Origin of the sequence: Enterococcus sp. DIV0436a (genome assembly GCF_051711605.1) — a bacterium.
Lineage (GTDB): Bacteria > Bacillota > Bacilli > Lactobacillales > Enterococcaceae > Enterococcus_B > Enterococcus_B faecium.
Genome location: NZ_JBIONA010000001.1, coordinates 925,925 through 948,035 on the forward strand (window position 1 = coordinate 925,925; position 22,111 = coordinate 948,035).

Consider the following 22,111-nt stretch of genomic DNA (forward strand, 5'->3'; position numbering starts at 1 on the left):
AATGCTCTCTTACAAGTAAATCTATTGAGGAGAACTTTAAGTAAATGATACAATGAAAAAGAAATGGAATTTACGTGTGCCGAAAATAAAGAATCCTATGGATCGGTACATTGGATAATAGATAGATTATAGTTTGGCAGAAAGCGGCGGGTGTACAATGGTTATTTTTTATTTCATTCTTATTCTGATAATTATAGGGATCAGTTACCATTTTCTTTCTTATTTTTATGCAAAGAAATTAGTAAGAGCGGGAGTACAGAGAGGATATGACTGGTATGAAGACACTGGTCATCGTTTGATGGACCCTGCTGCAGTCACGTCAGTAGAAAAAAAACGACAAAAATTAGAAGAAGAGTGTGAAAGCTTTTGGGAGCAGGGAACACCCAAAACAATCAAAAGTTATGACGGGTTGAAACTAGCTGGTCAGATGTTCATCCATCCAAATAAGCAGAATAAATGGGTCATTTGCGTACATGATTACCGAAGCACAGGGAAAAGAGACATGTCTCATATAGGTAAAAGATATGCAGAGAAAGGATTCAACGTTCTTGTACCTGATTTACGTGCGCACGGAGAAAGTGAAGGAGAAATCATCGGAATGGGATGGCTAGATCGGCTAGATTTAATTGCCTGGATCCAACTCATCTTAGATGAACAGCCGAATGCGTCCATTATTTTACACGGCGGATCAATGGGAGCTTCTACGATCATGATGGCAAGTGGTGAAAAACTTCCATCAGCGGTCAAAGGATTTATTTTAGACAGCGGATATGTTTCTGTTTATGCAGAATTCCGATATATGTTAAGTAAAATTACTGTCTTTCCTAAAAAAATGGTCATGAGATATGCGAATCATTATGCCCAGAAATACGCCGGTTACTCCTTAAAGCAAGCATCAGCTACGAGACAGCTTGGCAGCAATCATCTGCCTTTATTAGTCATCCATGGTGAAAGAGATCATTTTGTCCCTACAGAAGCAGCGTACACGATTCAAAATGCTACGGCAGGGGATAAAGCACTGCTGCTTGTTCCAGAAGCAGAACACTTGGAAGCATCGATGAAAGATCCGAAAACCTATTGGACAGTGATTTTTTCATTTATTGAACAAAGAATAACGATGAATTAATTTTCTCTTCTTTTTTGTAAGTAATTCGAGGATAAATAATTGTTTATAGATCAGGAGACTGCTAAAATAAGGTAGGAATAAAAAAATATCAGTTATTTGAGGAGTGCGGCATATGGAAATCAAAGAAGAAAAAAATCGTCTTGCTTTATTCAATGATGAACAACAAGAGATCGGAGAAATGACATGGTCAGATGCGGGCCCAGACATCATGATCATTGACCATACATTTGTAGATCCAGCATATCGTGGTCAAAAGTTAGCTGAAAAGCTAGTGTATACTGGAGTAGAATTAGCAAGACGAGACGGGAAAAAGATCATTCCTTTATGCCCTTATGCAAAAAAAGAGTTTGAAAAGAAACCAGAATATCAAGACGTCTTACGTCAGTCATAAGAATAACAGCTGAAAGTTTTGAACTTTCAGCTGTTATTCCATTTATATAGAGTTGTCACGGACTTTTATCTATGATAAAGTTAAAGAGACGATATCTTTTGGGAAGGAGGCTGCGATATGTATAATTTAATTTTGGGAATCGTGATCGTTTTATCGATTGTTATGGTCATTGCGATTATGATGCAGCCAAGCAAGCAAAATAGTGCAGCGAGTGCATTTACCGGCGGTGCGGATCAACTATTCGGCAAACAAAAAGCTCGCGGCTTTGAAGCTGTCATGCAGCGATCAACTGCAGTTATGGGAGCTATCTGGATGATCTTATTATTTGTCCTAGCATATTTATCTTCGAAGTAGTTGAATAAGCCTCTCGCAAAACGGCGGGCGGCTTTTTTTATTGCAAAGAGAACGCTTAAGAAGAAGTTATGAAAGAAACTATGGTAAAATGAGGCGAAAGAGGTGAGACGAGTGAGACAATTACCAAAACCCCTTTATGCAAAACATGGAAAGCGAGCGGTTTTGCTGCTTCACGCTTACTCAGGAAGTCCAAACGATGTTCGAATGCTCGCACGATTTTTGGAAAAAGCAGATTATACAGTTTATGCGCCGCTTTTTAAAGGACACGGAACAATGGAGCCATATGATATCTTGCAAGAAAAAGCAGAAAGCTGGTGGGCAGACACTAAAAAAGCCATCCATTTTTTACAGTCTGAGCAGTTTTCTGATATTGCCGTATTAGGATTATCGATGGGCGGCATCTTTGCTGTACGAGCACTAGAAGAAGAATCAGTGATTGGCGGCGGTTTTTTCTGTTCGCCTTTGTCTCCTGTAAAAACAAACGTGCCTGAAAACTTTGAAAAATACGTACGTCAAGTGCTGAAGACAGCAGGTAAATCAGAGAAAGAAATCAATGAAAAAGCAGTTGCTTACCGCTCGTTAGCTGAACAACAATTAATGGATATACAAGATCAGGCAGCAATCGTAGAAAGTAGGTTGTCAGATATCCAACAGCCGATATTTTTAGCTCAAGCTGGGAAAGATGAAATGATCGACCCTAATGGCGTATTTGAAACTGCACGCAAGTTGAGCCGTCAGCGAGTGACACTTCAATGGTATCCTGAAAGTGGTCATGTGATTACAGTTGGTACAGCAAGACGCGAATTAGAAAAAGACGTCTTGGAATTTTTAGAAAAATTACCTTGGAATGAGGAATAAATATGACAAAAGAAACGATAAAAGAGAAAATTCTCTTTTTCATGGAAAGCAGTCGCAAACGCAGTTTTTCTATGGAAGAAATCGCTGAAGGTTTAGGGTTCCAAAAAAGCGATGATTTTAAATTACTAGTACAAACGATTGCTCAAATGGAAAGAGAACAGAGTATAGTTTTCAATAAAAAAGGAAAAGTGAAACTTCCTTTAAAACCAATCTTGATCGAAGGAACATTTCGAGCAAATGAACGAGGATTTGGATTTGTAACGATTGATCCCGAAGAAGATGACATCTATATCCCAAAAGAAGCGACTGGTTTTGCAATGGATGGAGACACCGTAGCAATCGATATCATGAAGCGAGCAAATACAGATATGGATCGCGGAGCAGAGGGGAAAGTAGTCGAGATTCGAGACCGGGCGACTACTCAGTTAGCAGGGGAATTCGTTGCTTATTCAGAAGAAGAAATACAAGAAACGGATCTTTACGGCGTTGTTATCCCGAAAGATAGAAAGCTTAACCAATTTAAAGTATATGCAGCAGCAGAGGGAGTTCGTCCAGTTGACGGAAGTATTGTGCTGATCGAACTGACCCATTACCCTGAAAAAGGGTATGCGACTAGTTTAGAAGGGATAATCAAGCAAGTGATTGGTCATAAGAATGACCCTGGCATGGATATCCTCTCAATTGTCGTGGCTAATGGTATCCCTACGAAATTTCCTGATGATGTATTGTCTGAAGCAGATGAAGTTCCAGATCAAATCAGCGAAACGGATATAACTGGACGTAGAGATTTAAGAAATCAGCTCATTGTTACGATTGATGGAGAAGATGCAAAAGATCTAGATGATGCAGTTACGGTTAAAAAATTAGATAACGGTAATTATTTTCTTGGAGTACACATTGCAGATGTTTCTTACTATGTGACACAAGGCAGTCAATTGGACAGAGAAGCATATGAAAGAGGGACAAGTGTATATTTGACTGATCGAGTGATTCCGATGATCCCGCAACGTTTATCGAATGGTATCTGTTCACTGAATCCCCATGTTCCAAGGCTGACCATGAGTTGCGAAATGGAGATTGATCCAAATGGACAAGTAGTCTCTCATGATATTTTCCCAAGTGTGATCCAAACAACAGAACGGATGACCTACACAGCTGTCAATCAAATCTTAGAAGATCAAGACGAAGAAACGATGCAACGCTATGCTCAGCTCGTACCTATGTTCCAAGAAATGGGTGAATTGCATCGAATCCTTGAAACGATGCGAATCAAACGTGGCGCGATTTCTTTTGAGGATCGCGAAGCGAAAATCCTTGTTGATGCTGAAGGACACCCAAATGACATCCAGCTAAGAAGCAGAGGAATTGGTGAACGCTTGATCGAATCTTTCATGCTTGCGGCCAATGAAACGGTAGCTGAACATTATAATAAATTAAATCTGCCGTTTATTTACCGAATCCATGAACAGCCAAAAGAAGAAAAAATGCAGCGCTTCTTTGATTTTGCTTCAGCTTTGGGCATTCTGGTCCGAGGAACGAAAGGAACGATCACACCAAAAGATTTACAGCATGTGATCGAAGGAGTAGAAGACAAACCAGAAGCTGCAGTTATCAATACTATGTTGCTAAGAAGCATGCAACAAGCACGCTATTCAGAAGACAATTTTGGGCATTATGGCTTAGCGGCAGATTACTACACACACTTTACATCTCCTATTCGACGTTATCCCGATCTAATCGTCCATCGTCTGATCCGTTCTTACAGTGAAGATAAAAGTGAAAGCAATCAAAGTTCGTGGGCTGCGGAACTTCCTGAAATTGCAGATCATAGTTCTAAGATGGAACGTCGTGCAGTAGAAACAGAACGTGAAGTAGATTCCATGAAGAAAGCAGAATTCATGATGGACAAAGTGGGAGAAGAATTCGATGGGATCATCAGCTCTGTTGTGAAATTCGGCCTGTTTATCGAACTGCCGAATACAGTAGAAGGATTGATCCATATCAATGAATTGAAACAGGACTACTTCCATTTTGTTGAAAATCATTTAGCTCTTGTAGGTGAAAGAACTGGTCTGACTTTTAAAATCGGACAGAAAGTGCGAGTAAAAGTAGTCAAAGCTGATCCAGATGAACGGGCAGTAGATTTTGAACTTGTTTCCGCAGAAGAGGTTACAGCGTTGGAACGGCCAAAAACACGAAATGGAAAATCAGGAAAACGTGAAGGAAAACAAGCAGGAAAACGCCCAGAAAGAAATGGCAAGAAGAACAAACGATATAGCGATAGTAAGCAAACGTTCGGTAAGAAAAAAGGGAAGAAGCCATTTTACAAAGGTGTTAAAAAGAAGAAAAAGAAAAAATAAAATGAGTTGGAGGAAACAGCTATGCCAAAAGGCGAGGGAAAATTAATTGCACAAAACAAGAAAGCTCGCCATGATTATTCGATCATCGACACGATGGAAGCAGGGATGGTCTTGCAAGGAACCGAGATCAAGTCGATACGAAACAGCCGGATCAATCTAAAAGATGGATTTATTCGCGTCCGCAACGGAGAAGCTTTCTTGCATAATGTTCATATCAGTCCTTATGAACAAGGAAATATTTTTAATCATGATCCGTTGCGCACGAGAAAGTTATTATTACACAAAAAACAAATCATCCGTCTTGAAAATGAATTGAAAAATACTGGGATCACTGTTGTTCCTTTAAAAGTCTATATTCGTAACGGCTATGCCAAGGTATTGATTGGTCTGGCAAAAGGGAAAAAATCGTATGATAAACGGGAAGATTTGAAACGAAAAGATATCGATCGACAAATTGATCGAACATTAAAAAATTTCTCTAGATAATTTCATTATCCTTTTTCGCATATTCGGTGCTTTTGCTTTTACTTAATGATAAAATTTGTTAGCATTTAATCTGATAAAACATGATTATCATAGGTTTTTTCTTAGATCAGGAGCACCGTGTATAAAGAAAAATTCGCTTCGTTTTTGACTGAAATAAAAAAGTGTCTAATTTTCATGAAAATGTTTTGAATTTTCTGTTTCATGGTGGTATGATACCGTGTGGTTAGAAACCGATTGGAAAAAACCAGATACGCACATGAATTGATTTTATGTGAATTTCGGGGAAAAGAGGTGAAATGGATTGGATGAACGCTCGCTAACGTTCCACATTGGACCAATTTGGTTTGATGGTACAGTTTGTATAATGGTGTTACTGACCTGTTTGATTGTTTTCTTCTTAGCTTACTTTTTTACAAGAAATCTTAAGTTGAAACCAACAGGCAAACAAAATGCGATAGAATGGGTCATTGATTTTAGTCGAGGAATCGTAACAGATAATCTGCCTAGAAAAGAATTGAGCAATTTCCATTTGTTGGCATTTACATTGTTTTTATTTGTTTTTGTTGCAAACAACATCGGTTTAGTAACAAAAATCGTTTTACCTAACGAAACAACACTTTGGAAAAGCCCGACAGCAGACCCGTTTGTTACTTTAACTTTGGCATTTATAATGATCTTACTTACTCACTTATTTGGGGTGAAAAAGTTAGGCTTCAAAGGATATTTCGTAAATTCGTTCTTGAAACCATATAGTTTTATGTTTCCGATGAAACTGATTGAAGAATTTACAAACTTATTAACACTTGCTTTACGTCTTTATGGGAATATTTATGCGGGGGAAGTTTTGCTAACCTTGATTGCAAAAATGGTAATAAGCTTAGGCTGGTTCTCATTGCCGTTAGCAATTCCATTAGAGATGGTCTGGATCGCATTCTCCTTGTTTATCGGAAGCATCCAAGCATTTGTCTTCGTTACTTTATCTATGGTTTATATGAGCCATAAGATTGAAGTGGAAGAATAATATTCGTTTTAAAAACAAACTACTATTTATCTAATTTAGGAGGAAAACAATTATGAATTATATCGCAGCAGCAATCGCAATCATGGGAGCAGCAATCGGAGCCGGTTATGGTAACGGTCAAGTTATCTCTAAAACAATCGAATCAATGGCTCGCCAACCTGAAATGTCTGGTCAATTCCGTACAACAATGTTTATCGGGGTAGCTCTAGTCGAAGCTGTTCCTATCTTAGGGGTAGTTGTCGCCTTGATTCTAGTTTTTGGTGTTTAATTGAATCAGTATTAAGGCAGAAACAATTTGGTTTGTTACTGCTTTTTTACATGAAAACTAGAAGTACTTCAAAGAAAGGAAGGCTCGCCTATGCTGAATCAATTGGCAATTGCAGAAGTTGGCAATGCGATGTTAGGAAATGTCATCGTTGTCAGCGGCTCATTTTTGATACTACTGGCTCTCTTGAAGCATTTTGCTTGGGGACCAATCAGCGATATTTTGAAAAAACGTGAAGACAAGATCGCCAATGATTTGGATTCTGCAGAACAATCTCGCATCAACTCAGCGAAAATGGAACAAGAACGCGAACAACAATTGTTAGCCTCTCGTTCTGATGCAGCTGATATCATCAAAAATGCGAAAGAAAGTGGAGAATTAAGCCGCCAAAATATTTTGAAGGATGCTCAAGAAGAAGCAGCTCGTCTAAAAAGTAAAGCCCAAGCTGATATCACTGTAGAACGTGATTCAGCGCTGAACTCTGTAAAAGACGATGTTGCAGAACTATCTCTTCAAATCGCGGAAAAAATCTTGAACAAAGAATTATCTCCAGAAATGCACGAATCATTAATCAATCAATATATCGAAGGTCTAGGTTCTTCAAATGAAACTAGATAAATATACAGTAGGAAGACGTTACGGGAAAGCTTTATTTGAACTGGCGATCGATTCAAATCAAGCAGAAGAAATCTATCAAGATCTCGTAAGCTTACGTCAAATCTATGAACAAGTACCTGGATTAGGTAATATGTTAAGTGATGTTCGTCTAGAACCTCATGAAAAACGAGAAATCATGGACAAGCTTGTTAGTGGCTATGATGGAATCGTTAAAAACTTTTTAGAAGTTGTTTATGCGTATAACCGAATGGATGATCTTTTGTTCATGATCGAAGAATATGAACGTCGATATGATGAACATCAAGGTTTGCTGTTGGGAAGTGTCACAACAGCAGTTCCACTTTCAGACGAACAACGAATACAATTAGAAAAGAATGTTGCAAAAACAATGAACTATCAATCAGTCGAATTAAAACAAATCGTTGATTCTTCTATTATTGGTGGCGCGATTGTTGAAGCTAACCATCGAGTAATCGACGGAAGCATTCGCACGCAATTAGAAAATATGCGTAATCAATTAAATAGATAGTACAAAGAGGTAGGTGAATCGAATGGCCATCAAAGCAGAAGAAATTAGTGCCTTGATTAAAGAACAAATTGAAAATTATCAAAACGTGCTTTCAGTCGAAGAAATCGGTACCGTAACTTATGTAGGTGACGGGATCGCTCGTGCACATGGTTTAGAAAACGCGATGAGTGGTGAGTTGCTTGAATTTTCAAATGGCTCATACGGAATGGCGCAAAACTTAGAATCAAATGATGTAGGTATCATTATCCTTGGCGATTTCGAGTCCATTCGTGAAGGAGATAAAGTAAAACGAACAGGAAAGATCATGGAAGTTCCAGTTGGAGAGGCCTTGATCGGACGGGTAGTTAATCCGCTAGGTCAGCCAATCGACGGACTAGGTGAAATCGTTACTGACAAAGCTCGTCCAGTAGAAGCAATGGCACCAGGCGTTATGCAACGTAAATCTGTTAACGAACCAATGCAAACAGGTCTAAAAGCAATCGACGCTCTTGTACCAATCGGACGCGGCCAACGTGAATTAGTTATCGGTGACCGTAAAACAGGGAAAACTTCCATTGCGATCGATACGATCATCAACCAAAAAGGTCAAGATATGATCTGTATCTATGTAGCAATCGGACAAAAAGATTCTACAGTTCGTACACAAGTTGAAACATTGAAAAAATATGGCGCAATGGATTACACAATCGTTGTGAATGCCGGTGCGTCTCAACCAGCGCCGTTGCTTTATATCGCACCATATGCTGGTACTGCAATGGGTGAAGAGTTCATGTACAACGGGAAACATGTCTTGATTATTTTTGATGATCTTTCAAAACAAGCTGTTGCTTATCGTGAACTTTCCTTGCTACTTCGCCGTCCACCAGGTCGTGAAGCTTATCCAGGGGATGTTTTCTACTTACACTCACGCTTATTGGAACGGGCAGCAAAATTAAGTGATGATTTAGGTGGCGGTTCAATGACTGCCTTACCATTTGTTGAAACACAAGCTGGAGATATCTCTGCTTATATCCCAACAAACGTTATTTCGATCACTGATGGACAAATCTTCTTAGAAAGCGACTTGTTCTACGCAGGTACTCGTCCAGCGGTTGATGCCGGACTATCTGTATCTCGTGTAGGGGGTTCTGCGCAAATCAAAGCAATGAAAAAAGTTGCTGGGACTTTACGTCTAGACTTAGCAAGTTACCGTGAATTAGAAGCATTTACACAATTCGGTTCTGACTTGGATGCAGCAACACAAGCAAAACTAAATCGTGGACGCCGTACAGTAGAAATCTTGAAACAAAAATTGCATGCACCGCTAGCTGTTGAAAAACAAGTAGTGATTTTGTATGCTTTGACACATGGATTCTTAGATAGTATCCCTGTAGACAGTATTTTAGACTTCGAACATGAATTATTCGAATATCTGGATACCAATCATTCAGATATCTTTGAAACAATCCGTACAACAAAAGATCTTCCAGAAGAAGAAGCGTTGAACAGTGCGATTCAGGAATATAAAGACATGTTCTTAGCTACAAAAGGAAATAATTCCTCTACAGAAGATAAATTGAAATCCATTCAAAATGCATAGTGAGGTGAGATGAATGGGTGCTTCATTAAATGAAATCAAGACACGTATCGCTTCAACGAAAAAAACGAGCCAAATCACGCGGGCAATGCAGATGGTGTCTGCTTCTAAGTTGACAAAATCTGAAGCTTCTTCACAGAAGTTTCAGGTTTATGCAACAAAAGTAAGAGAAATCGTTACGCATTTGACTGCTACTCAGTTAAATGATATTGCCTCAGAAAATCCTAGAGGGGATATCAATTACAACAGCATGCTGCTCAGCCGTCCTGTTAAGAAAACTGGTTATATCGTCATCACTGCAGATGGCGGTTTAGTCGGTGGATATAACAGCTCGATATTGAAACAAACGATGTCTATTTTAGAAGAAGACCACCAATCACCCGATGATTACGTGATGATCGCAATTGGCGGAACTGGTGCAGACTTCTTTAAAGCACGCGGTATCAATCTAGCATATGAGCTGCGCAATCTATCTGATCAGCCAAGCTTTGATGAAGTCCGCAAAATCGTAAATATGGCAACAACTATGTACCAAAACGAAGTATTCGATGAATTATACGTATGTTATAACCATCATATCAATTCGCTAACTAGTCAGTTTCGTGTAGAAAAAATGCTGCCAATCTCAGACTTAGATCCAGAAGAAGCAACTACTTTCGAACAAGAATATATTTTTGAACCTTCAAAAGAAGAAATCTTGTCTCAGTTATTGCCTCAGTATGCTGAAAGTTTGATCTACGGTGCGATCGTTGACGCCAAAACAGCAGAACATGCTGCTGGTATGACAGCAATGAAAACAGCAACTGATAATGCTGCTAATATCATTGATGAGCTGACGGTTTCTTACAACCGTGCAAGACAAGGGGCTATTACCCAAGAAATTACCGAAATTGTTGCCGGAGCTTCGGCACTAGAATAGTATTGAGATTGGAGGAAAAAAGATGAGTTCAGGCAAGATTGTTCAAGTAATCGGTCCCGTTGTCGACGTGGAATTTTCTTTAGACCAATCCTTACCAGATATCAACAACGCATTAGTTGTTTATAAAAATGACGAAAATAAATCAAAAGTTGTTCTTGAAGCAGCGTTAGAATTAGGGGACGGAGTGATCCGGACCATTGCGATGGAATCAACAGATGGTTTACAAAGAGGAATGGAAGTCATTGATACAGGCAAAGCAATCTCTGTTCCTGTAGGTAAAGAAACATTAGGTCGCGTATTCAACGTACTAGGAGATACGATCGATTTAGAAACACCTTTCCCAGAAGATGCGGAAAGAAGCGAAATTCATAAAAAAGCACCAGCCTTTGACGAATTAAGTACAAGTACAGAAATTTTGGAAACAGGGATCAAAGTTATCGATTTGCTTGCCCCATATTTAAAAGGTGGGAAAGTCGGACTATTCGGTGGTGCCGGTGTTGGTAAAACCGTACTGATCCAAGAACTGATCCATAATATCGCCCAAGAACATGGTGGTATTTCTGTATTTACCGGTGTAGGTGAACGTACTCGTGAAGGTAATGACTTGTATTATGAAATGAAAGATTCAGGAGTTATCGAAAAAACAGCCATGGTGTTCGGACAAATGAACGAACCACCAGGTGCACGTATGCGTGTTGCTTTGACTGGTTTGACGATTGCGGAATATTTCCGTGATGTAGAAGGTCAAGATGTACTGTTGTTTATCGACAACATTTTCCGTTTCACTCAAGCTGGATCTGAAGTATCAGCCTTGTTAGGACGGATGCCTTCTGCGGTTGGTTATCAACCAACATTGGCAACAGAAATGGGTCAATTGCAAGAACGTATCACATCTACGAAAAAAGGTTCGATCACATCGATCCAAGCAATCTATGTGCCAGCCGATGACTACACTGACCCGGCGCCGGCAACAGCATTCGCCCATTTGGATGCGACAACCAACTTGGAACGTAAATTAACAGAACAAGGGATTTATCCAGCGGTAGATCCATTGGCTTCTTCTTCAAGTGCTTTAGCACCTGAAATCGTGGGAGAAGAACATTATAAAGTAGCAACAGAAGTCCAACACGTATTGCAACGATATCGTGAATTACAAGATATCATTGCTATCTTAGGTATGGATGAATTATCCGATCAAGAAAAAGTGTTAGTTTCTCGTGCCCGCAGAGTCCAATTCTTCTTGTCACAAAACTTTAACGTGGCTGAACAATTTACTGGTCTTCCAGGTTCATATGTCCCTGTAGAAGAAACAGTGAAAGGATTCCGCGAAATCTTGGAAGGCAAATACGATGATCTTCCTGAAGAAGCTTTCCGAAGTGTTGGCCGAATCGAAGACGTCGTAGAAAAAGCGAAAACACTAGGCTACTAGAAAGGGGTGCCCCATGGATCAATATTTAACAGTAAATGTGGTAACTCCTGCCGGTTTGGTCTATGATCACCATGCAGCTATCGTCGTTGCACGTACGACAGCTGGTGAGCTTGGGATTTTGCCTAAACATGCACCAATCATCGTTCCATTGACGATTGATGAAGTTCGTGTAAAACGAACAGATTCAGATACCCACGTCGATTGGATCGCTGTTAATGGCGGAATCATGGAAGTTCGTGATAATGTTGTTTCAATCGTTGCTGATAGTGCGGAACGTGAACGTGATATCGATGTATCTCGTGCGGAACGTGCAAAACAACGTGCAGAACGCCAAATCGAAGAAGCAAAAGCAAAACAAGATACGAACGAATTGAAACGGGCAACTGTTGCGTTGCACCGAGCAATCAATCGTATCAAAGTATCTAAGCACTCATAAAATGAGATGCGGATGTTTATCCGTGTTTAAGAACAGTAAAAAGAGGTTATGACAGAAGTGGTCAGCTTCAAGACATAAGAAGGAATTTACGAAAATTGCTTCTCAAATTTTTGTGAAATCTCAGCTTATTTTTCGAAGAAGCTACTTCTGGAACACCGTATATCAGAGGTTGTAAAATCAGCGTTTTGTCCTGAGTATTAGAGAAACAAATGGAAAATAGTTCCTCATATTTTGCCGTTTTTTGAGCTAATACCGAGGGTCAGATGATTGAACACCGTTTATTTGGAATAAGGGACTGCGACAAGACTTTTGTCTCAGTCCCTTTTTTTGCATATTTTTAGCATTTATTTCCTAAAAAATGTAAGGGGATTCCTATATTTTTAAGTATACTTGTTTTTCCTTTTATACATTTTATGGTATTATCATTTTATTAGTTATTATAAAACAATCGTTAGAAAGGACGTCATTATGCAAGTATACGGAATTGATGCGGTGCTTCGAATCGTGAGTCATTTGGCGTTTATCTACTTAGCCTTCTGGTCTTTACGTTCGTTACGCATTGAAACTTTTTTCAGACCAATGCATAATACGCAAATTAGAATGGCAATCGTACTTTTTTCAATTTTTTTAGGGTACACTGCAAGTAATTTTTTCTTAGAAGTTATCGCTTTATGCCGAAATCTTTTCGTTAGCCTGTAAATTTTAAAAAAAGGTACTATTTTAAAAGCAAGGATGTTATAATAGAAAAGATTTTGAGTAAGTGTATGCTCATTGGAATTTTTTGGAGGGAACAACATGGAAGAGATCATCGTAAGAGGTGGCAATCAATTAAATGGAACAGTAAGAATTGAAGGAGCTAAAAATGCTGTTTTGCCTATTTTAGCTGCTAGTTTGTTAGCAGAAGAAGGTATTACGACATTAGACAACGTTCCGATTCTTTCTGATGTCTTCACTATGAATCAAGTGATTCGTCACTTAAACGTAGATGTAGATTTTGATGAACAAAAGAATCAAGTAACAATCGACGCTTCAAGACAATTAGAAATCGAAGCGCCTTATGAGTATGTTAGTCAAATGCGTGCTTCAATCGTTGTGATGGGTCCGCTACTTGCCAGAAATGGACATGCAAAAGTAGCTATGCCTGGTGGATGTGCGATTGGTAAACGACCAATCGATTTGCATTTAAAAGGATTTCAAGCTTTAGGAGCAAAAATTATTCAAAAAAACGGCTATATCGAAGCAATTGCGGATGAATTGATCGGTAACACGATTTATTTAGATTTCCCTAGTGTAGGTGCTACTCAAAATATCATGATGGCTGCCGTAAAAGCAAAAGGAACAACCATCATTGAAAACGTAGCTCGCGAACCAGAAATCGTTGATTTAGCAAACATTTTGAATAAAATGGGCGCTCAAGTCTATGGAGCTGGTACTGAAACAATGCGTATTGAAGGCGTGGATCATTTACATGCAGTCAACCACTCAATCGTACAAGATCGTATCGAAGCAGGTACCTTTATGGTTGCTGCTGCAATGACACAAGGTAATGTGCTGATTGCAGATGCTATCTCTGAACATAACCGCCCATTGATTTCTAAATTGATCGAAATGGGTGCAGAAATCATTGAAGAAGAAGGCGGAGTCCGTGTCATCGGACCAAAACATATCTTACCTACAGATGTAAAAACGATGCCTCATCCTGGTTTCCCTACAGATATGCAAGCTCAAATGACAGCTATCCAATTAGTTGCAGAAGGTACAAGTGTAGTGACTGAAACAGTGTTTGAAAATCGTTTCCAACATTTAGAAGAGATGCGCCGTATGAACGCTCATGTCAAAATCGACGGAAATGTAGCAATCATGGATGGAAACCATGAATTGCAAGGTGCAGAAGTATATGCAACAGACTTGCGGGCAGCAGCAGCATTAGTTTTAGCTGGCTTGAAAGCAAATGGAATCACACGTGTGCGTAACTTGAATTATCTAGACCGTGGATATTATAATTTCCATATCAAACTACAGCAATTAGGTGCAGACGTTGAACGTGTAGACATGGATCAAACTTCTGCTGAAAAAACAGCACAAACGATTGCTTAAGGAAGTGGCTGAATGAGTAACCAACGATATATCTTATTAACTTTGATAAAGATTTTAGTGGTGATCTTATTGCTTATCCTTCTTTTTGTGGCCGGAACGATGATCGGATATGGTGTCATCGGTGGCGGCAATCCATTTAAAGTATTTCAGCCAAGTTTGTGGATTCATATTCGAGACTTTTTTCATTGATAAATAAGAATCACAGTGGTTCTAGTCGATATGAAGTGAGCCATGAAGCAGAACATGATAAAAGAAAACAGAAGGGAACGTTGACGTTAGTCGCGATCCCTTTTTTTAGTAAAAGAAAAGAAGGAATCTAATTGATGAAGAAGATATTGATTTATTTAGTTAGAGGATATCAGCGCTTTATTTCGCCTGCATTTCCACCTAGCTGCCGTTATTACCCAACCTGTTCCAATTATATGATAAAAGCAATTCAAACCCATGGTGCGCTAAAAGGGACGGTAATGGGGACTGCACGGATCTTACGCTGTCATCCTTTTGTCAAAGGCGGTATCGATTATGTACCATTGACATTCCGATTAACGCGAAATAAGAAAGATAAAAAAGAACCAGATTATAAAAAGGTTGTGAAAAATACGGGTAGCACTGAGCGATAAAGAAAAAGAGGAAAATTATTGTCAAAGTAACAACTCCGCAACTACTTATATGGGGGACAAAAAATGATCGAAGAACTAAACAAGAAAGATTTACCATGGTCCTTGTTATTAGATGCAGATCCTGATAAAGAAAAAGTTCAAGTATATGTTTCCAGAGGGAGTGGCTGGATATGGAAAGAAAAAGAAAAAACAATAGGTGTACTGATCTATGTGGCAAGGGAAAAAGAATACGAAATCGTCAATGTAGCAGTAGCCCCAACGTATCAAGGAAAGGGGATTGGCGGAAAATTACTTGAGACAGCTTTTCAGAAGCTTTTACAACTCGCTTCCAGTCAAACTCAGATCATCATACGAACCGGCAGTACTAGCAGTGCGGCGTTACATCTCTATCAAAAAATGGGCTATGTGGAGATTGGTCGAGTCAAAGACTATTTTATCCATCATTACTCTGAGCCCATTTTTGAAAATGGAGATCAATTAAGGGATCAAGTGATTTTAGTAATTCACTTACCTAAAAATAGCTTTAACTAATAAACTTTCAATTCAAGAAAATGCTTTCAAATGCTAAATAGATACATTACAATAGCTTTAGCAAACAAAAAGGAGAATATTTTTATGGGAATATTAGTTTTTGATTTTGGTGGATCGGCTGTCAAATATGGTTGTTGGGATGGCAAAGAGATTAAAGGTAAGGGACAATTTGCAACGCCTGAATCTTGGGAAGAAATGAAAGCGCAATTATTTCAAGTTTATAAAAAAATACTCGTTTCTTTTGAAGTCGAAGGAATTGGAATCAGCTCTCCTGGAGTAGTGAATAATGAGAAACAGGTGATTGAGGGAATCAGTGCGATTCCTTATATTCATGGATTTAATATTTTCCGAGATTTGGAAACTCTGTTTCAACTTCCAGTAACGATTGAAAATGACGCCAACTGTGCCGGAATGGCTGAATTTTATGAAGGTGCTGCCCGTGATTATCAAGATGTTGCTTTTGTTGTGGCAGGAACTGGGATTGGCGGGGCGTTGTTCACGAAAGGACAAATCAATAAAGGGGCACATCTTTACGGTGGAGAATTTGGGTTGATGTTCTTAAATGGCGATAAGACATTCAGTAAACTTGGTACAGCGGTACAGATGGCTTGGCGTTATTGTGAACGCAAAGGTCTCGATAAAAATTCTTATACCGGAAAAGATGTCTTTGAATTAGCAGAAACTGGAGATGCAATAGCAAAAGAAGAAGTTGAGAGTTTTTATACGTATCTTACAAAGGGATTATTCAGTATTCAATTTTCGTTTGATCCAGAAGTGATCGTATTAGGCGGCGGTGTTTCTGCAAAAGAAGGGCTCATTGATGAGATCAAAAGCCGAATGAAGAAGCTGACAGAACAATTCGATCTGCATGATTTCGAACCGCAGATTTTATTATGTGAATACAGAAACGATGCTAATCTTGTAGGTGCAGCCGCAAACTATCTCGCTGTACGTCAAGGAGAGAATTAAGAGCTTTAGAGAAGGTGCAGCTTGCATAAAAGAAGTGAATGAAATGAATAGGAGATTTTTACCTAAGGAATGTTTTATTTGCTGCAGTATGATAAAATATCTGAGAGGTGAAAATGATGTCAAAAAAAAATAAAGATATTGAAGTGCGTATAGAAGAAGTGAAAAAAGATATCAAAGGTAAGAATTATGAAGTCACTCAGTTATTTATAGGGAAAAAAATGATTGGTGAGATCTTAGCCTATGGGCCAAAAGAATATGAAATTTTCTTTGGTGAAGAAGATTTTGGAAAAGAAAAAAGTCTTGAAAATGCGATAGAAACAGTGATTCGACACTGGAATCTGCACGAATAAAAAAATATCAAAAAAACTTTCAATAAAGGGTTGCAAAAATCTGGAAAATTAGGTATTATAACTAAGTCAGGTTGATACAAACCTTTCGGAGGAGTAGCGAAGTGGCTAAACGCGACGGACTGTAAATCCGTTCCTTAGGGTTCAGTGGTTCGAATCCACTCTCCTCCATTTCATTGGGGTATAGCCAAGCGGTAAGGCAAGGGACTTTGACTCCCTCATGCGTTGGTTCGAATCCAGCTACCCCAGTATACCACAATCGTAAGCTCTCGTTAGTTCGAGAGCTCTTTTTTTTGCTTTGCTACCTTGTTCCTTGAAGATTCTGCTGATTTAAGATAGAGTTAAGTTAACTACAAGAATTGGAGGGATCCACATGAAATGGAAAGAAAAAGTAGACGAAGCAGCTGAAAAGTTATATGATTTGGTCAAATCAGAAAAATACAATATTGAAGTGAATATTCCGAAAAAAGGCGGAAAAGCGGTCCAGGTAAAATCAAAACGCCCAACGAATCATACAAAAAAATGGATGGCTAAAAACCGCTAATAATAACAAAAGATCCATAAGTCGGCATTTTCATCGATTTTAGGGTCTTTTGTTATTTTCTAGGTTGAACATATCTAAAAAATTGTTTCTGACAATAGGAGTAGGAAGAACGATGTGTGTCTAAATCCTCTGTTGATGGATAGAAACCTTTATCTTTTTCAGTTGTGAATCAGGTATATACCAGTTATAATAGAAGAAACGAAAGGACGGGTGTACGTTATGTCGAATCAATTACCTGTATATATACAGATTCATGACCAATTAAAAAATGAAATCGAACAAGGTATATGGAAAGTCGGAGACCGTCTTCCTTCAGAAAGAGAATTAGCAGTGAAATTCAATGTCAGCCGTATGACGTTGAGACAAGCAATTCAAAACTTGGCAGATGAAGGAATCTTAGAAAGAAAGATCGGTTCGGGTACATATGTTGCGCGAGAAAAAGTACAAGAAAAAATGTCTGGTGCAACAAGTTTTACAGAAATTATGGAATCGCAAAATCGAGTACCGTCTAGTCGGACAATCTCTTATTTCTTGACTTCGCCAAGCTCAAGTGAAATGGAAAAACTAAACTTGAGTAAAGATGACACGATCTTGCGAATGGAACGTATTCGTTTCGCAGATGATGTCCCTATTTGTTTTGAAGTTGCCAGTGTGCCACAAAAGCTGATCGATGGCTACAGCAAAGCAGAGATTACTGAATCGTTGTATCGCACGCTAGAAGAAAAAGGCGGGAAAAAGATCGGTCCAGCGAATCAAACGATTACTGCTGTGTTGGCTTCTGAGAAAATTGCTGACTATTTAGAGGTAAAACGAGGAGATGCAGTTCTTCGTTTGCGCCAGATTTCTTATTTTGAAGACGGTACGCCGTTTGAGTATGTGCGTACGCAATACGTAGGAAATCGTTTTGAGTTTTATTTGGAAAAATAAAAAACAGGTGATCCCTGATTCCTTATTAGAAATAAAAGAGAATCAGAATCACCTGTTTTTATATATGATCAGTTACCAGTTGCTCGTGATAAGAAACAGGACCCTCTTCAAATTGGACTTGTCCGTTCAGCAGCTCAATGATGGATTCTTTAAAGTGGTCAGCACTTTTTTCATCTACAGCACAGATGACGCTAACTTGATCAGTATATTGGATTTCTTTTATAAAAAAATGTTGGAGTTCAAGATAATTCTGTAATTTTCCTAGTTGCGGATACGTGATCATCACAGAGATCTCCTGTTGCAAGGTACCTTCTACGATTCCAATGTCAGACAATGCTTGAGAGACCGCATGAGTGTATGCTCGTATTAATCCGCCTGTGCCGAGTTTCGTTCCTCCAAAATATCGAGTGACTACTGCAGCTACATTGATCAGTTGATTTTTTTTGAGGACTTCCAACATCGGTACGCCCGCCGTTCCACTTGGTTCTCCATCATCGCTGCTTCGCTGGATTTCATTTTTTTCTCCAATGATGAAGGCGCTGCAGTTATGGTTCGCTTTCCAATGTTCTTTTTTTATTTCTTGAATGAAACTTTTTGCTTGGTCCCCTGATTCTATTCGTCTAAGAGAACAGATAAAGCGTGATTTTTTGATCTCAATCTCACTTTGTCCATTTTCTTTTATTGTACGATAGCGCTCGATCATCTTGTCACCTCTTTTTTTCATTTTCTTTATTCAGTATAAATAAAGTTCTAGGTTGTTTCAACACTGTAACGGTTGCGCAATTGCTGTAGTATGCGATAATAAAGACAAAGGCAGGTGGATCTGGGGATGCAGGAACGAATGAAAAAGTACGATGCAATTACGCATTATTTGAAGAACAATGGCGGCTCTCAAGTAACGTTGACCTTTACCCAATTTGACGAACTGCTGTTTCCCAGTAACGGACTTCCCAAAACAGCAAGGAAAAGTACAGATTGGTGGGCAAATGATTATAAACACCCTGAAAAAGGTGCCTATGGCTGGATAAATGCAGGCTATGAAGTAGTTGTCATCAATTTGGACAAAGAATATGTCGTGTTCAATAAATTAGTGAAATCTAGTTGGCTATTTGATTAAATAAACCGCGTTTAGAAAACGTTGACAAATTTCTTTCTTTTTATATAATAGAGTAACAGACGCGAAGAAAACGTTTGCGTAGTTTGTTTTAAAAAGGAGAGAAAAGTATGGCTAAAAAAACAATCATGCTTGTATGTTCGGCTGGTATGAGCACAAGTTTACTAGTAACAAAAATGCAAAAAGCTGCTGAAGCAAAAGGAATCGACTCTGATATTTTCGCTGTGTCCGCTTCTGACGCAGATAACAATCTTGCAAATAAAGACGTGGATGTGTTGTTATTAGGCCCACAAGTTCGCTTTATGAAAGCTGATTTTGAGAAACGTCTGGAACCAAAAGGCATTCCTTTAGATGTCATCAATATGGCTGATTATGGTATGATGAATGGCGAAAAAGTGTTAGATCAAGCAATCACGCTCATAGGTGAATAAATAGAACAGTATAACTATCGAACAAGCGATCCAAAAAATAGATCGCTTGTTTTTTCGTATATTTTTTTAGGGCGAATAATATGAATCATTTTTGGGGTAGAAGGCTTCTGACGAGAGATATTAAAGCAATAGACTGTGAGGAGGTAAATTTACCAAATTATGAGAAGATCGCAGCAGTGGAACGTTTGGGCAACTGGATTCTTTGTCATCGCTGTGGAATGAGGACGTCCGTCATTGATGGACAGCTTGCAGATTACGGTTATTTTTGTACACATTGTCTATATTTAGGGCGATGCGACACTCAACAAGATTTATATTTGTTTGATCAGCCTGAAGCAAAACCTCGAGAAGTCGTCTTTTTTTGGACAGGACAGCTTACTGAAAAACAAACGGAAATCTCAAAGAGAATACTTTGCCATTCAGAAAAAAGACATCATCTTATTTGGGCTGTAACAGGTGCAGGGAAAACAGAGATGCTTTATCCTATTTTAGTGGAAACTTTAAAAGCTGGAGGAAGAGTAGCGATTTGTACACCGCGAGTCGATGTTTGTAATGAATTGTTTTTACGCTATCGTTATGTTTTTCCAGAAGAAAAAATCACGTTGCTCCATGGGAATACAGCAACGGCTTATACCTTTACTTCTTTTGTTATCTGTACGATTCATCAGCTATACCGTTTTTATCGGTCCTTTGATTTAATAGTGATCGATGAGATCGATGCGTTTCCTTATAACGGGGATGCAGGATTAGCTCATGCTGTGCAAACAGCGATTAAACCAGACGGACGATTCATCTACTTAAGTGCCACACCTGATAAAAAGTTACTAAAGGAAATCAAGCAGACGTTTGACATCCACAAACTTGCTTTACGCTTTCATCGGCGTTTACTTCCTGAACCCGTCTTGGTTTTCATGAATAATTGGCGACAAAAATGCAAGAACAAGAAGAAGATAAAATCTTTGGTGCGGATCATTCATCAATTAATTAAAGAAAACCATATCCTTTTATTTTGTCCAAGTATCACGATGATGCATCGTTTGAAAGCCACACTTCAAGAGGCTCTTCCGAGATATGAGATCACAGATGTTTCTTCAAGAGACAATCAGCGGGCGGAAAAAGTCCAGAAAATGCGAGAAGCAAAATATGACATACTGTTAACCACGATGATCCTTGAACGTGGAGTCACATTTGAAAGAATATCCGTTATCGTTTTAGGAGCGGATCATCCGGTTTTTACTAAATCTTCTTTGGTACAAATCGCAGGAAGAGCCGATCGTAAAGGGCCTTATACGAACAGTCAAGTATACTTTTTCTATGAAGAAAAAACTGCAGCTATTCGAAAAGCTTGTCAGGAAATCAAAGAAATGAATGAAGAAGGGAAGAAGATGCTGTGAGGTGCAGTTGCTGCAGTAAAGATATCGTCCAAAATTTAACATTCAGCGAGATTATTGGTGTTTCGAAATACAGATTACCTCAGACTTGTTCAGTTTGTCGCGCACAATTTCATTTATTGGAAACAAGAGGCTGTTCTGGCTGTCAAAAACCAATCCATTTCAATCTAGAGAGTACGAAAAAGAAAGTAAAGTCTATTCCCGTTTACTGCAGTGACTGTCAAGAATGGAAGAAGAAATATCCGACCTATGATTTTCAGCACCGTGCCTTTTTTGTGTACGATGAAAATATGAAGGCCTGGCTCAATCAATACAAGTTTATGGGAGATATCCGACTAGCAGGCACCTTTGCATATAAATGGACGCAGATAAAAAAAGAATACCCGACATACATCTATTGTCCAATACCTTTATCTGAAAAAAGGCGAACAGAAAGAGGATTCAATCAAGTAAGCGAGATGTTGAAAGCAGCAAGAATTCCTTTTCAGATGCTACTCAAAAGAGAGAAGCATCTGCTGGCTCAAGCAAAAAACACGCGAAAGGAAAGATTGGAGATGCCTCAACCTTTTGAACTTGCAGTCACCTTTTCTAAGATACAAAATAAAAAAATATTGATTATTGATGATGTCTATACAACAGGACAGACTCTTTTCCACGCAGCAGATTGTTTGCAGGTCGCACAGCCGAAAATCATCCGAACTATTTCTTTGGCGAGATGAATTAGATGTGGAAATTTGATAGCGATTTAATTTGCAAATAACCTAGAGTTCGA

Annotated in this window: 28 protein-coding genes and 2 tRNA genes; 29 read left to right on the forward strand and 1 reads right to left on the reverse strand. The window is 38.8% G+C overall.

Going from position 1 to position 22,111, the window contains the following annotated elements:
* The first annotated feature begins 157 nt into the window (after positions 1-157).
* From IGL15_RS04430 to IGL15_RS04550, 25 genes are all read left to right on the forward strand, one after another.
* On the forward strand, positions 158-1,126 hold the full coding sequence (locus IGL15_RS04430) for an alpha/beta hydrolase (RefSeq protein ID WP_002289477.1): 969 nt from the start codon (positions 158-160) through the stop codon (positions 1,124-1,126).
* Between the two features lie 112 nt (positions 1,127-1,238).
* The gene (locus IGL15_RS04435; RefSeq protein ID WP_002296443.1) at positions 1,239-1,517 is read left to right on the forward strand and encodes a GNAT family N-acetyltransferase; all 279 of its coding nucleotides are present in this window, start codon (positions 1,239-1,241) and stop codon (positions 1,515-1,517) included.
* Between the two features lie 117 nt (positions 1,518-1,634).
* Entirely contained in the window at positions 1,635-1,871 is a 237-nt protein-coding gene (gene secG, locus IGL15_RS04440; RefSeq protein ID WP_002289017.1) for a preprotein translocase subunit SecG, read from the forward strand.
* Between the two features lie 102 nt (positions 1,872-1,973).
* The gene (locus IGL15_RS04445; protein ID WP_002304573.1) at positions 1,974-2,729 is read left to right on the forward strand and encodes an alpha/beta hydrolase; all 756 of its coding nucleotides are present in this window, start codon (positions 1,974-1,976) and stop codon (positions 2,727-2,729) included.
* Positions 2,730-2,731: 2 nt separating this feature from the next.
* Positions 2,732-5,089: a ribonuclease R gene (rnr, locus tag IGL15_RS04450; RefSeq protein ID WP_104765423.1), complete on the forward strand. Its 2,358-nt coding sequence runs from the start codon at positions 2,732-2,734 to the stop codon at positions 5,087-5,089.
* Between the two features lie 21 nt (positions 5,090-5,110).
* Positions 5,111-5,575 carry an SsrA-binding protein SmpB gene (smpB, locus tag IGL15_RS04455; RefSeq protein ID WP_002289013.1) on the forward strand — a complete coding sequence of 155 codons (465 nt, stop codon included), beginning with the start codon at positions 5,111-5,113 and terminating at the stop codon, positions 5,573-5,575.
* Between the two features lie 301 nt (positions 5,576-5,876).
* Positions 5,877-6,596 carry a F0F1 ATP synthase subunit A gene (gene atpB, locus IGL15_RS04460; RefSeq protein ID WP_002289012.1) on the forward strand — a complete coding sequence of 240 codons (720 nt, stop codon included), beginning with the start codon at positions 5,877-5,879 and terminating at the stop codon, positions 6,594-6,596.
* Positions 6,597-6,648: 52 nt separating this feature from the next.
* Complete coding sequence (gene atpE, locus IGL15_RS04465; protein ID WP_002289011.1) at positions 6,649-6,864, forward strand: ATP synthase F0 subunit C; 216 nt, start codon at positions 6,649-6,651, stop codon at positions 6,862-6,864.
* Positions 6,865-6,954: 90 nt separating this feature from the next.
* On the forward strand, positions 6,955-7,479 hold the full coding sequence (gene atpF, locus IGL15_RS04470; protein WP_002289010.1) for a F0F1 ATP synthase subunit B: 525 nt from the start codon (positions 6,955-6,957) through the stop codon (positions 7,477-7,479).
* Complete coding sequence (locus IGL15_RS04475) at positions 7,466-8,008, forward strand: F0F1 ATP synthase subunit delta (protein ID WP_002289009.1); 543 nt, start codon at positions 7,466-7,468, stop codon at positions 8,006-8,008. The genes atpF and IGL15_RS04475 overlap by 14 nt, the downstream gene beginning before the upstream one ends.
* Before the next feature lie 22 nt (positions 8,009-8,030).
* A complete protein-coding gene (atpA, locus tag IGL15_RS04480; protein WP_002289008.1) occupies positions 8,031-9,587 on the forward strand; it encodes a F0F1 ATP synthase subunit alpha in 1,557 nt (518 codons plus the stop codon).
* Positions 9,588-9,600: 13 nt separating this feature from the next.
* On the forward strand, positions 9,601-10,503 hold the full coding sequence (locus IGL15_RS04485) for a F0F1 ATP synthase subunit gamma (RefSeq protein WP_002292792.1): 903 nt from the start codon (positions 9,601-9,603) through the stop codon (positions 10,501-10,503).
* A 22-nt stretch (positions 10,504-10,525) separates the two neighbouring features.
* Complete coding sequence (gene atpD / locus IGL15_RS04490) at positions 10,526-11,932, forward strand: F0F1 ATP synthase subunit beta (protein WP_002289006.1); 1,407 nt, start codon at positions 10,526-10,528, stop codon at positions 11,930-11,932.
* A 13-nt stretch (positions 11,933-11,945) separates the two neighbouring features.
* Entirely contained in the window at positions 11,946-12,368 is a 423-nt protein-coding gene (locus IGL15_RS04495) for a F0F1 ATP synthase subunit epsilon (RefSeq protein WP_002289005.1), read from the forward strand.
* Between the two features lie 468 nt (positions 12,369-12,836).
* Positions 12,837-13,067: a DUF1146 family protein gene (locus tag IGL15_RS04500; protein ID WP_002289004.1), complete on the forward strand. Its 231-nt coding sequence runs from the start codon at positions 12,837-12,839 to the stop codon at positions 13,065-13,067.
* Positions 13,068-13,163: 96 nt separating this feature from the next.
* Positions 13,164-14,465, forward strand: a complete 1,302-nt coding sequence (gene murA, locus IGL15_RS04505) for a UDP-N-acetylglucosamine 1-carboxyvinyltransferase (protein ID WP_002289003.1) — start codon at positions 13,164-13,166, stop codon at positions 14,463-14,465.
* Between the two features lie 12 nt (positions 14,466-14,477).
* Complete coding sequence (locus IGL15_RS04510) at positions 14,478-14,654, forward strand: DNA-directed RNA polymerase subunit beta (RefSeq protein WP_002292789.1); 177 nt, start codon at positions 14,478-14,480, stop codon at positions 14,652-14,654.
* Positions 14,655-14,788: 134 nt separating this feature from the next.
* Positions 14,789-15,085 carry a membrane protein insertion efficiency factor YidD gene (gene yidD / locus IGL15_RS04515; protein ID WP_002289000.1) on the forward strand — a complete coding sequence of 99 codons (297 nt, stop codon included), beginning with the start codon at positions 14,789-14,791 and terminating at the stop codon, positions 15,083-15,085.
* A gap of 63 nt (positions 15,086-15,148) precedes the next feature.
* A complete protein-coding gene (locus IGL15_RS04520) occupies positions 15,149-15,616 on the forward strand; it encodes a GNAT family N-acetyltransferase (protein WP_104765252.1) in 468 nt (155 codons plus the stop codon).
* Positions 15,617-15,700: 84 nt separating this feature from the next.
* Positions 15,701-16,585: an ROK family protein gene (locus IGL15_RS04525; RefSeq protein ID WP_002296582.1), complete on the forward strand. Its 885-nt coding sequence runs from the start codon at positions 15,701-15,703 to the stop codon at positions 16,583-16,585.
* A gap of 113 nt (positions 16,586-16,698) precedes the next feature.
* A complete protein-coding gene (locus IGL15_RS04530; RefSeq protein WP_002316425.1) occupies positions 16,699-16,935 on the forward strand; it encodes a DUF2969 domain-containing protein in 237 nt (78 codons plus the stop codon).
* Positions 16,936-17,022: 87 nt separating this feature from the next.
* Positions 17,023-17,103: transfer RNA gene (locus IGL15_RS04535), tRNA-Tyr, on the forward strand.
* Between the two features lie 6 nt (positions 17,104-17,109).
* A tRNA-Gln gene (locus IGL15_RS04540) sits at positions 17,110-17,181 on the forward strand.
* Between the two features lie 124 nt (positions 17,182-17,305).
* Entirely contained in the window at positions 17,306-17,476 is a 171-nt protein-coding gene (locus tag IGL15_RS04545; protein WP_002294990.1) for a hypothetical protein, read from the forward strand.
* Between the two features lie 219 nt (positions 17,477-17,695).
* Positions 17,696-18,403, forward strand: coding sequence for a GntR family transcriptional regulator (locus IGL15_RS04550; RefSeq protein ID WP_002292782.1), 708 nt, complete (start codon positions 17,696-17,698; stop codon positions 18,401-18,403).
* A 58-nt stretch (positions 18,404-18,461) separates the two neighbouring features.
* Here the strand turns inward: IGL15_RS04550 and IGL15_RS04555 are convergent, their stop codons facing one another.
* Positions 18,462-19,106, reverse strand: coding sequence for a YigZ family protein (locus IGL15_RS04555; protein ID WP_010728215.1), 645 nt, complete (start codon positions 19,104-19,106; stop codon positions 18,462-18,464).
* A gap of 126 nt (positions 19,107-19,232) precedes the next feature.
* Between IGL15_RS04555 and IGL15_RS04560 the strand changes: the two genes are divergently transcribed.
* From IGL15_RS04560 to IGL15_RS04575, 4 genes are all read left to right on the forward strand, one after another.
* The gene (locus IGL15_RS04560; protein ID WP_104765251.1) at positions 19,233-19,520 is read left to right on the forward strand and encodes a DUF7662 domain-containing protein; all 288 of its coding nucleotides are present in this window, start codon (positions 19,233-19,235) and stop codon (positions 19,518-19,520) included.
* Positions 19,521-19,627: 107 nt separating this feature from the next.
* On the forward strand, positions 19,628-19,948 hold the full coding sequence (locus IGL15_RS04565; protein WP_002292778.1) for a PTS sugar transporter subunit IIB: 321 nt from the start codon (positions 19,628-19,630) through the stop codon (positions 19,946-19,948).
* A gap of 80 nt (positions 19,949-20,028) precedes the next feature.
* Positions 20,029-21,342, forward strand: a complete 1,314-nt coding sequence (locus tag IGL15_RS04570; RefSeq protein WP_002337437.1) for a DEAD/DEAH box helicase family protein — start codon at positions 20,029-20,031, stop codon at positions 21,340-21,342.
* The gene (locus IGL15_RS04575; RefSeq protein ID WP_002299428.1) at positions 21,339-22,058 is read left to right on the forward strand and encodes a ComF family protein; all 720 of its coding nucleotides are present in this window, start codon (positions 21,339-21,341) and stop codon (positions 22,056-22,058) included. Before IGL15_RS04570 ends, IGL15_RS04575 begins: the two co-directional genes overlap by 4 nt.
* Positions 22,059-22,111 lie beyond the last annotated feature (53 nt).

Excerpts from the sequence above, each read along its gene's own strand:
- IGL15_RS04430 (WP_002289477.1), top strand. The coding sequence starts at position 158 with ATGGTTATTTTTTATTTCATTCTTATTCTGATAATTATAGGGATCAGT.
- IGL15_RS04435 (WP_002296443.1), top strand. The coding sequence starts at position 1,239 with ATGGAAATCAAAGAAGAAAAAAATCGTCTTGCTTTATTCAATGATGAA.
- secG (WP_002289017.1), top strand. The coding sequence starts at position 1,635 with ATGTATAATTTAATTTTGGGAATCGTGATCGTTTTATCGATTGTTATG.
- rnr (WP_104765423.1), top strand. The coding sequence starts at position 2,732 with ATGACAAAAGAAACGATAAAAGAGAAAATTCTCTTTTTCATGGAAAGC.
- smpB (WP_002289013.1), top strand. The coding sequence starts at position 5,111 with ATGCCAAAAGGCGAGGGAAAATTAATTGCACAAAACAAGAAAGCTCGC.
- atpE (WP_002289011.1), top strand. The coding sequence starts at position 6,649 with ATGAATTATATCGCAGCAGCAATCGCAATCATGGGAGCAGCAATCGGA.
- atpF (WP_002289010.1), top strand. The coding sequence starts at position 6,955 with ATGCTGAATCAATTGGCAATTGCAGAAGTTGGCAATGCGATGTTAGGA.
- IGL15_RS04475 (WP_002289009.1), top strand. The coding sequence starts at position 7,466 with ATGAAACTAGATAAATATACAGTAGGAAGACGTTACGGGAAAGCTTTA.
- atpA (WP_002289008.1), top strand. The coding sequence starts at position 8,031 with ATGGCCATCAAAGCAGAAGAAATTAGTGCCTTGATTAAAGAACAAATT.
- IGL15_RS04485 (WP_002292792.1), top strand. The coding sequence starts at position 9,601 with ATGGGTGCTTCATTAAATGAAATCAAGACACGTATCGCTTCAACGAAA.
- atpD (WP_002289006.1), top strand. The coding sequence starts at position 10,526 with ATGAGTTCAGGCAAGATTGTTCAAGTAATCGGTCCCGTTGTCGACGTG.
- IGL15_RS04495 (WP_002289005.1), top strand. The coding sequence starts at position 11,946 with ATGGATCAATATTTAACAGTAAATGTGGTAACTCCTGCCGGTTTGGTC.
- IGL15_RS04500 (WP_002289004.1), top strand. The coding sequence starts at position 12,837 with ATGCAAGTATACGGAATTGATGCGGTGCTTCGAATCGTGAGTCATTTG.
- murA (WP_002289003.1), top strand. The coding sequence starts at position 13,164 with ATGGAAGAGATCATCGTAAGAGGTGGCAATCAATTAAATGGAACAGTA.
- IGL15_RS04510 (WP_002292789.1), top strand. The coding sequence starts at position 14,478 with ATGAGTAACCAACGATATATCTTATTAACTTTGATAAAGATTTTAGTG.
- yidD (WP_002289000.1), top strand. The coding sequence starts at position 14,789 with ATGAAGAAGATATTGATTTATTTAGTTAGAGGATATCAGCGCTTTATT.
- IGL15_RS04520 (WP_104765252.1), top strand. The coding sequence starts at position 15,149 with ATGATCGAAGAACTAAACAAGAAAGATTTACCATGGTCCTTGTTATTA.
- IGL15_RS04525 (WP_002296582.1), top strand. The coding sequence starts at position 15,701 with ATGGGAATATTAGTTTTTGATTTTGGTGGATCGGCTGTCAAATATGGT.
- IGL15_RS04530 (WP_002316425.1), top strand. The coding sequence starts at position 16,699 with ATGATGTCAAAAAAAAATAAAGATATTGAAGTGCGTATAGAAGAAGTG.
- IGL15_RS04545 (WP_002294990.1), top strand. The coding sequence starts at position 17,306 with ATGAAATGGAAAGAAAAAGTAGACGAAGCAGCTGAAAAGTTATATGAT.
- IGL15_RS04550 (WP_002292782.1), top strand. The coding sequence starts at position 17,696 with ATGTCGAATCAATTACCTGTATATATACAGATTCATGACCAATTAAAA.
- IGL15_RS04555 (WP_010728215.1), bottom strand. The coding sequence starts at position 19,106 with ATGATCGAGCGCTATCGTACAATAAAAGAAAATGGACAAAGTGAGATT.
- IGL15_RS04560 (WP_104765251.1), top strand. The coding sequence starts at position 19,233 with ATGCAGGAACGAATGAAAAAGTACGATGCAATTACGCATTATTTGAAG.
- IGL15_RS04565 (WP_002292778.1), top strand. The coding sequence starts at position 19,628 with ATGGCTAAAAAAACAATCATGCTTGTATGTTCGGCTGGTATGAGCACA.
- IGL15_RS04570 (WP_002337437.1), top strand. The coding sequence starts at position 20,029 with ATGAATCATTTTTGGGGTAGAAGGCTTCTGACGAGAGATATTAAAGCA.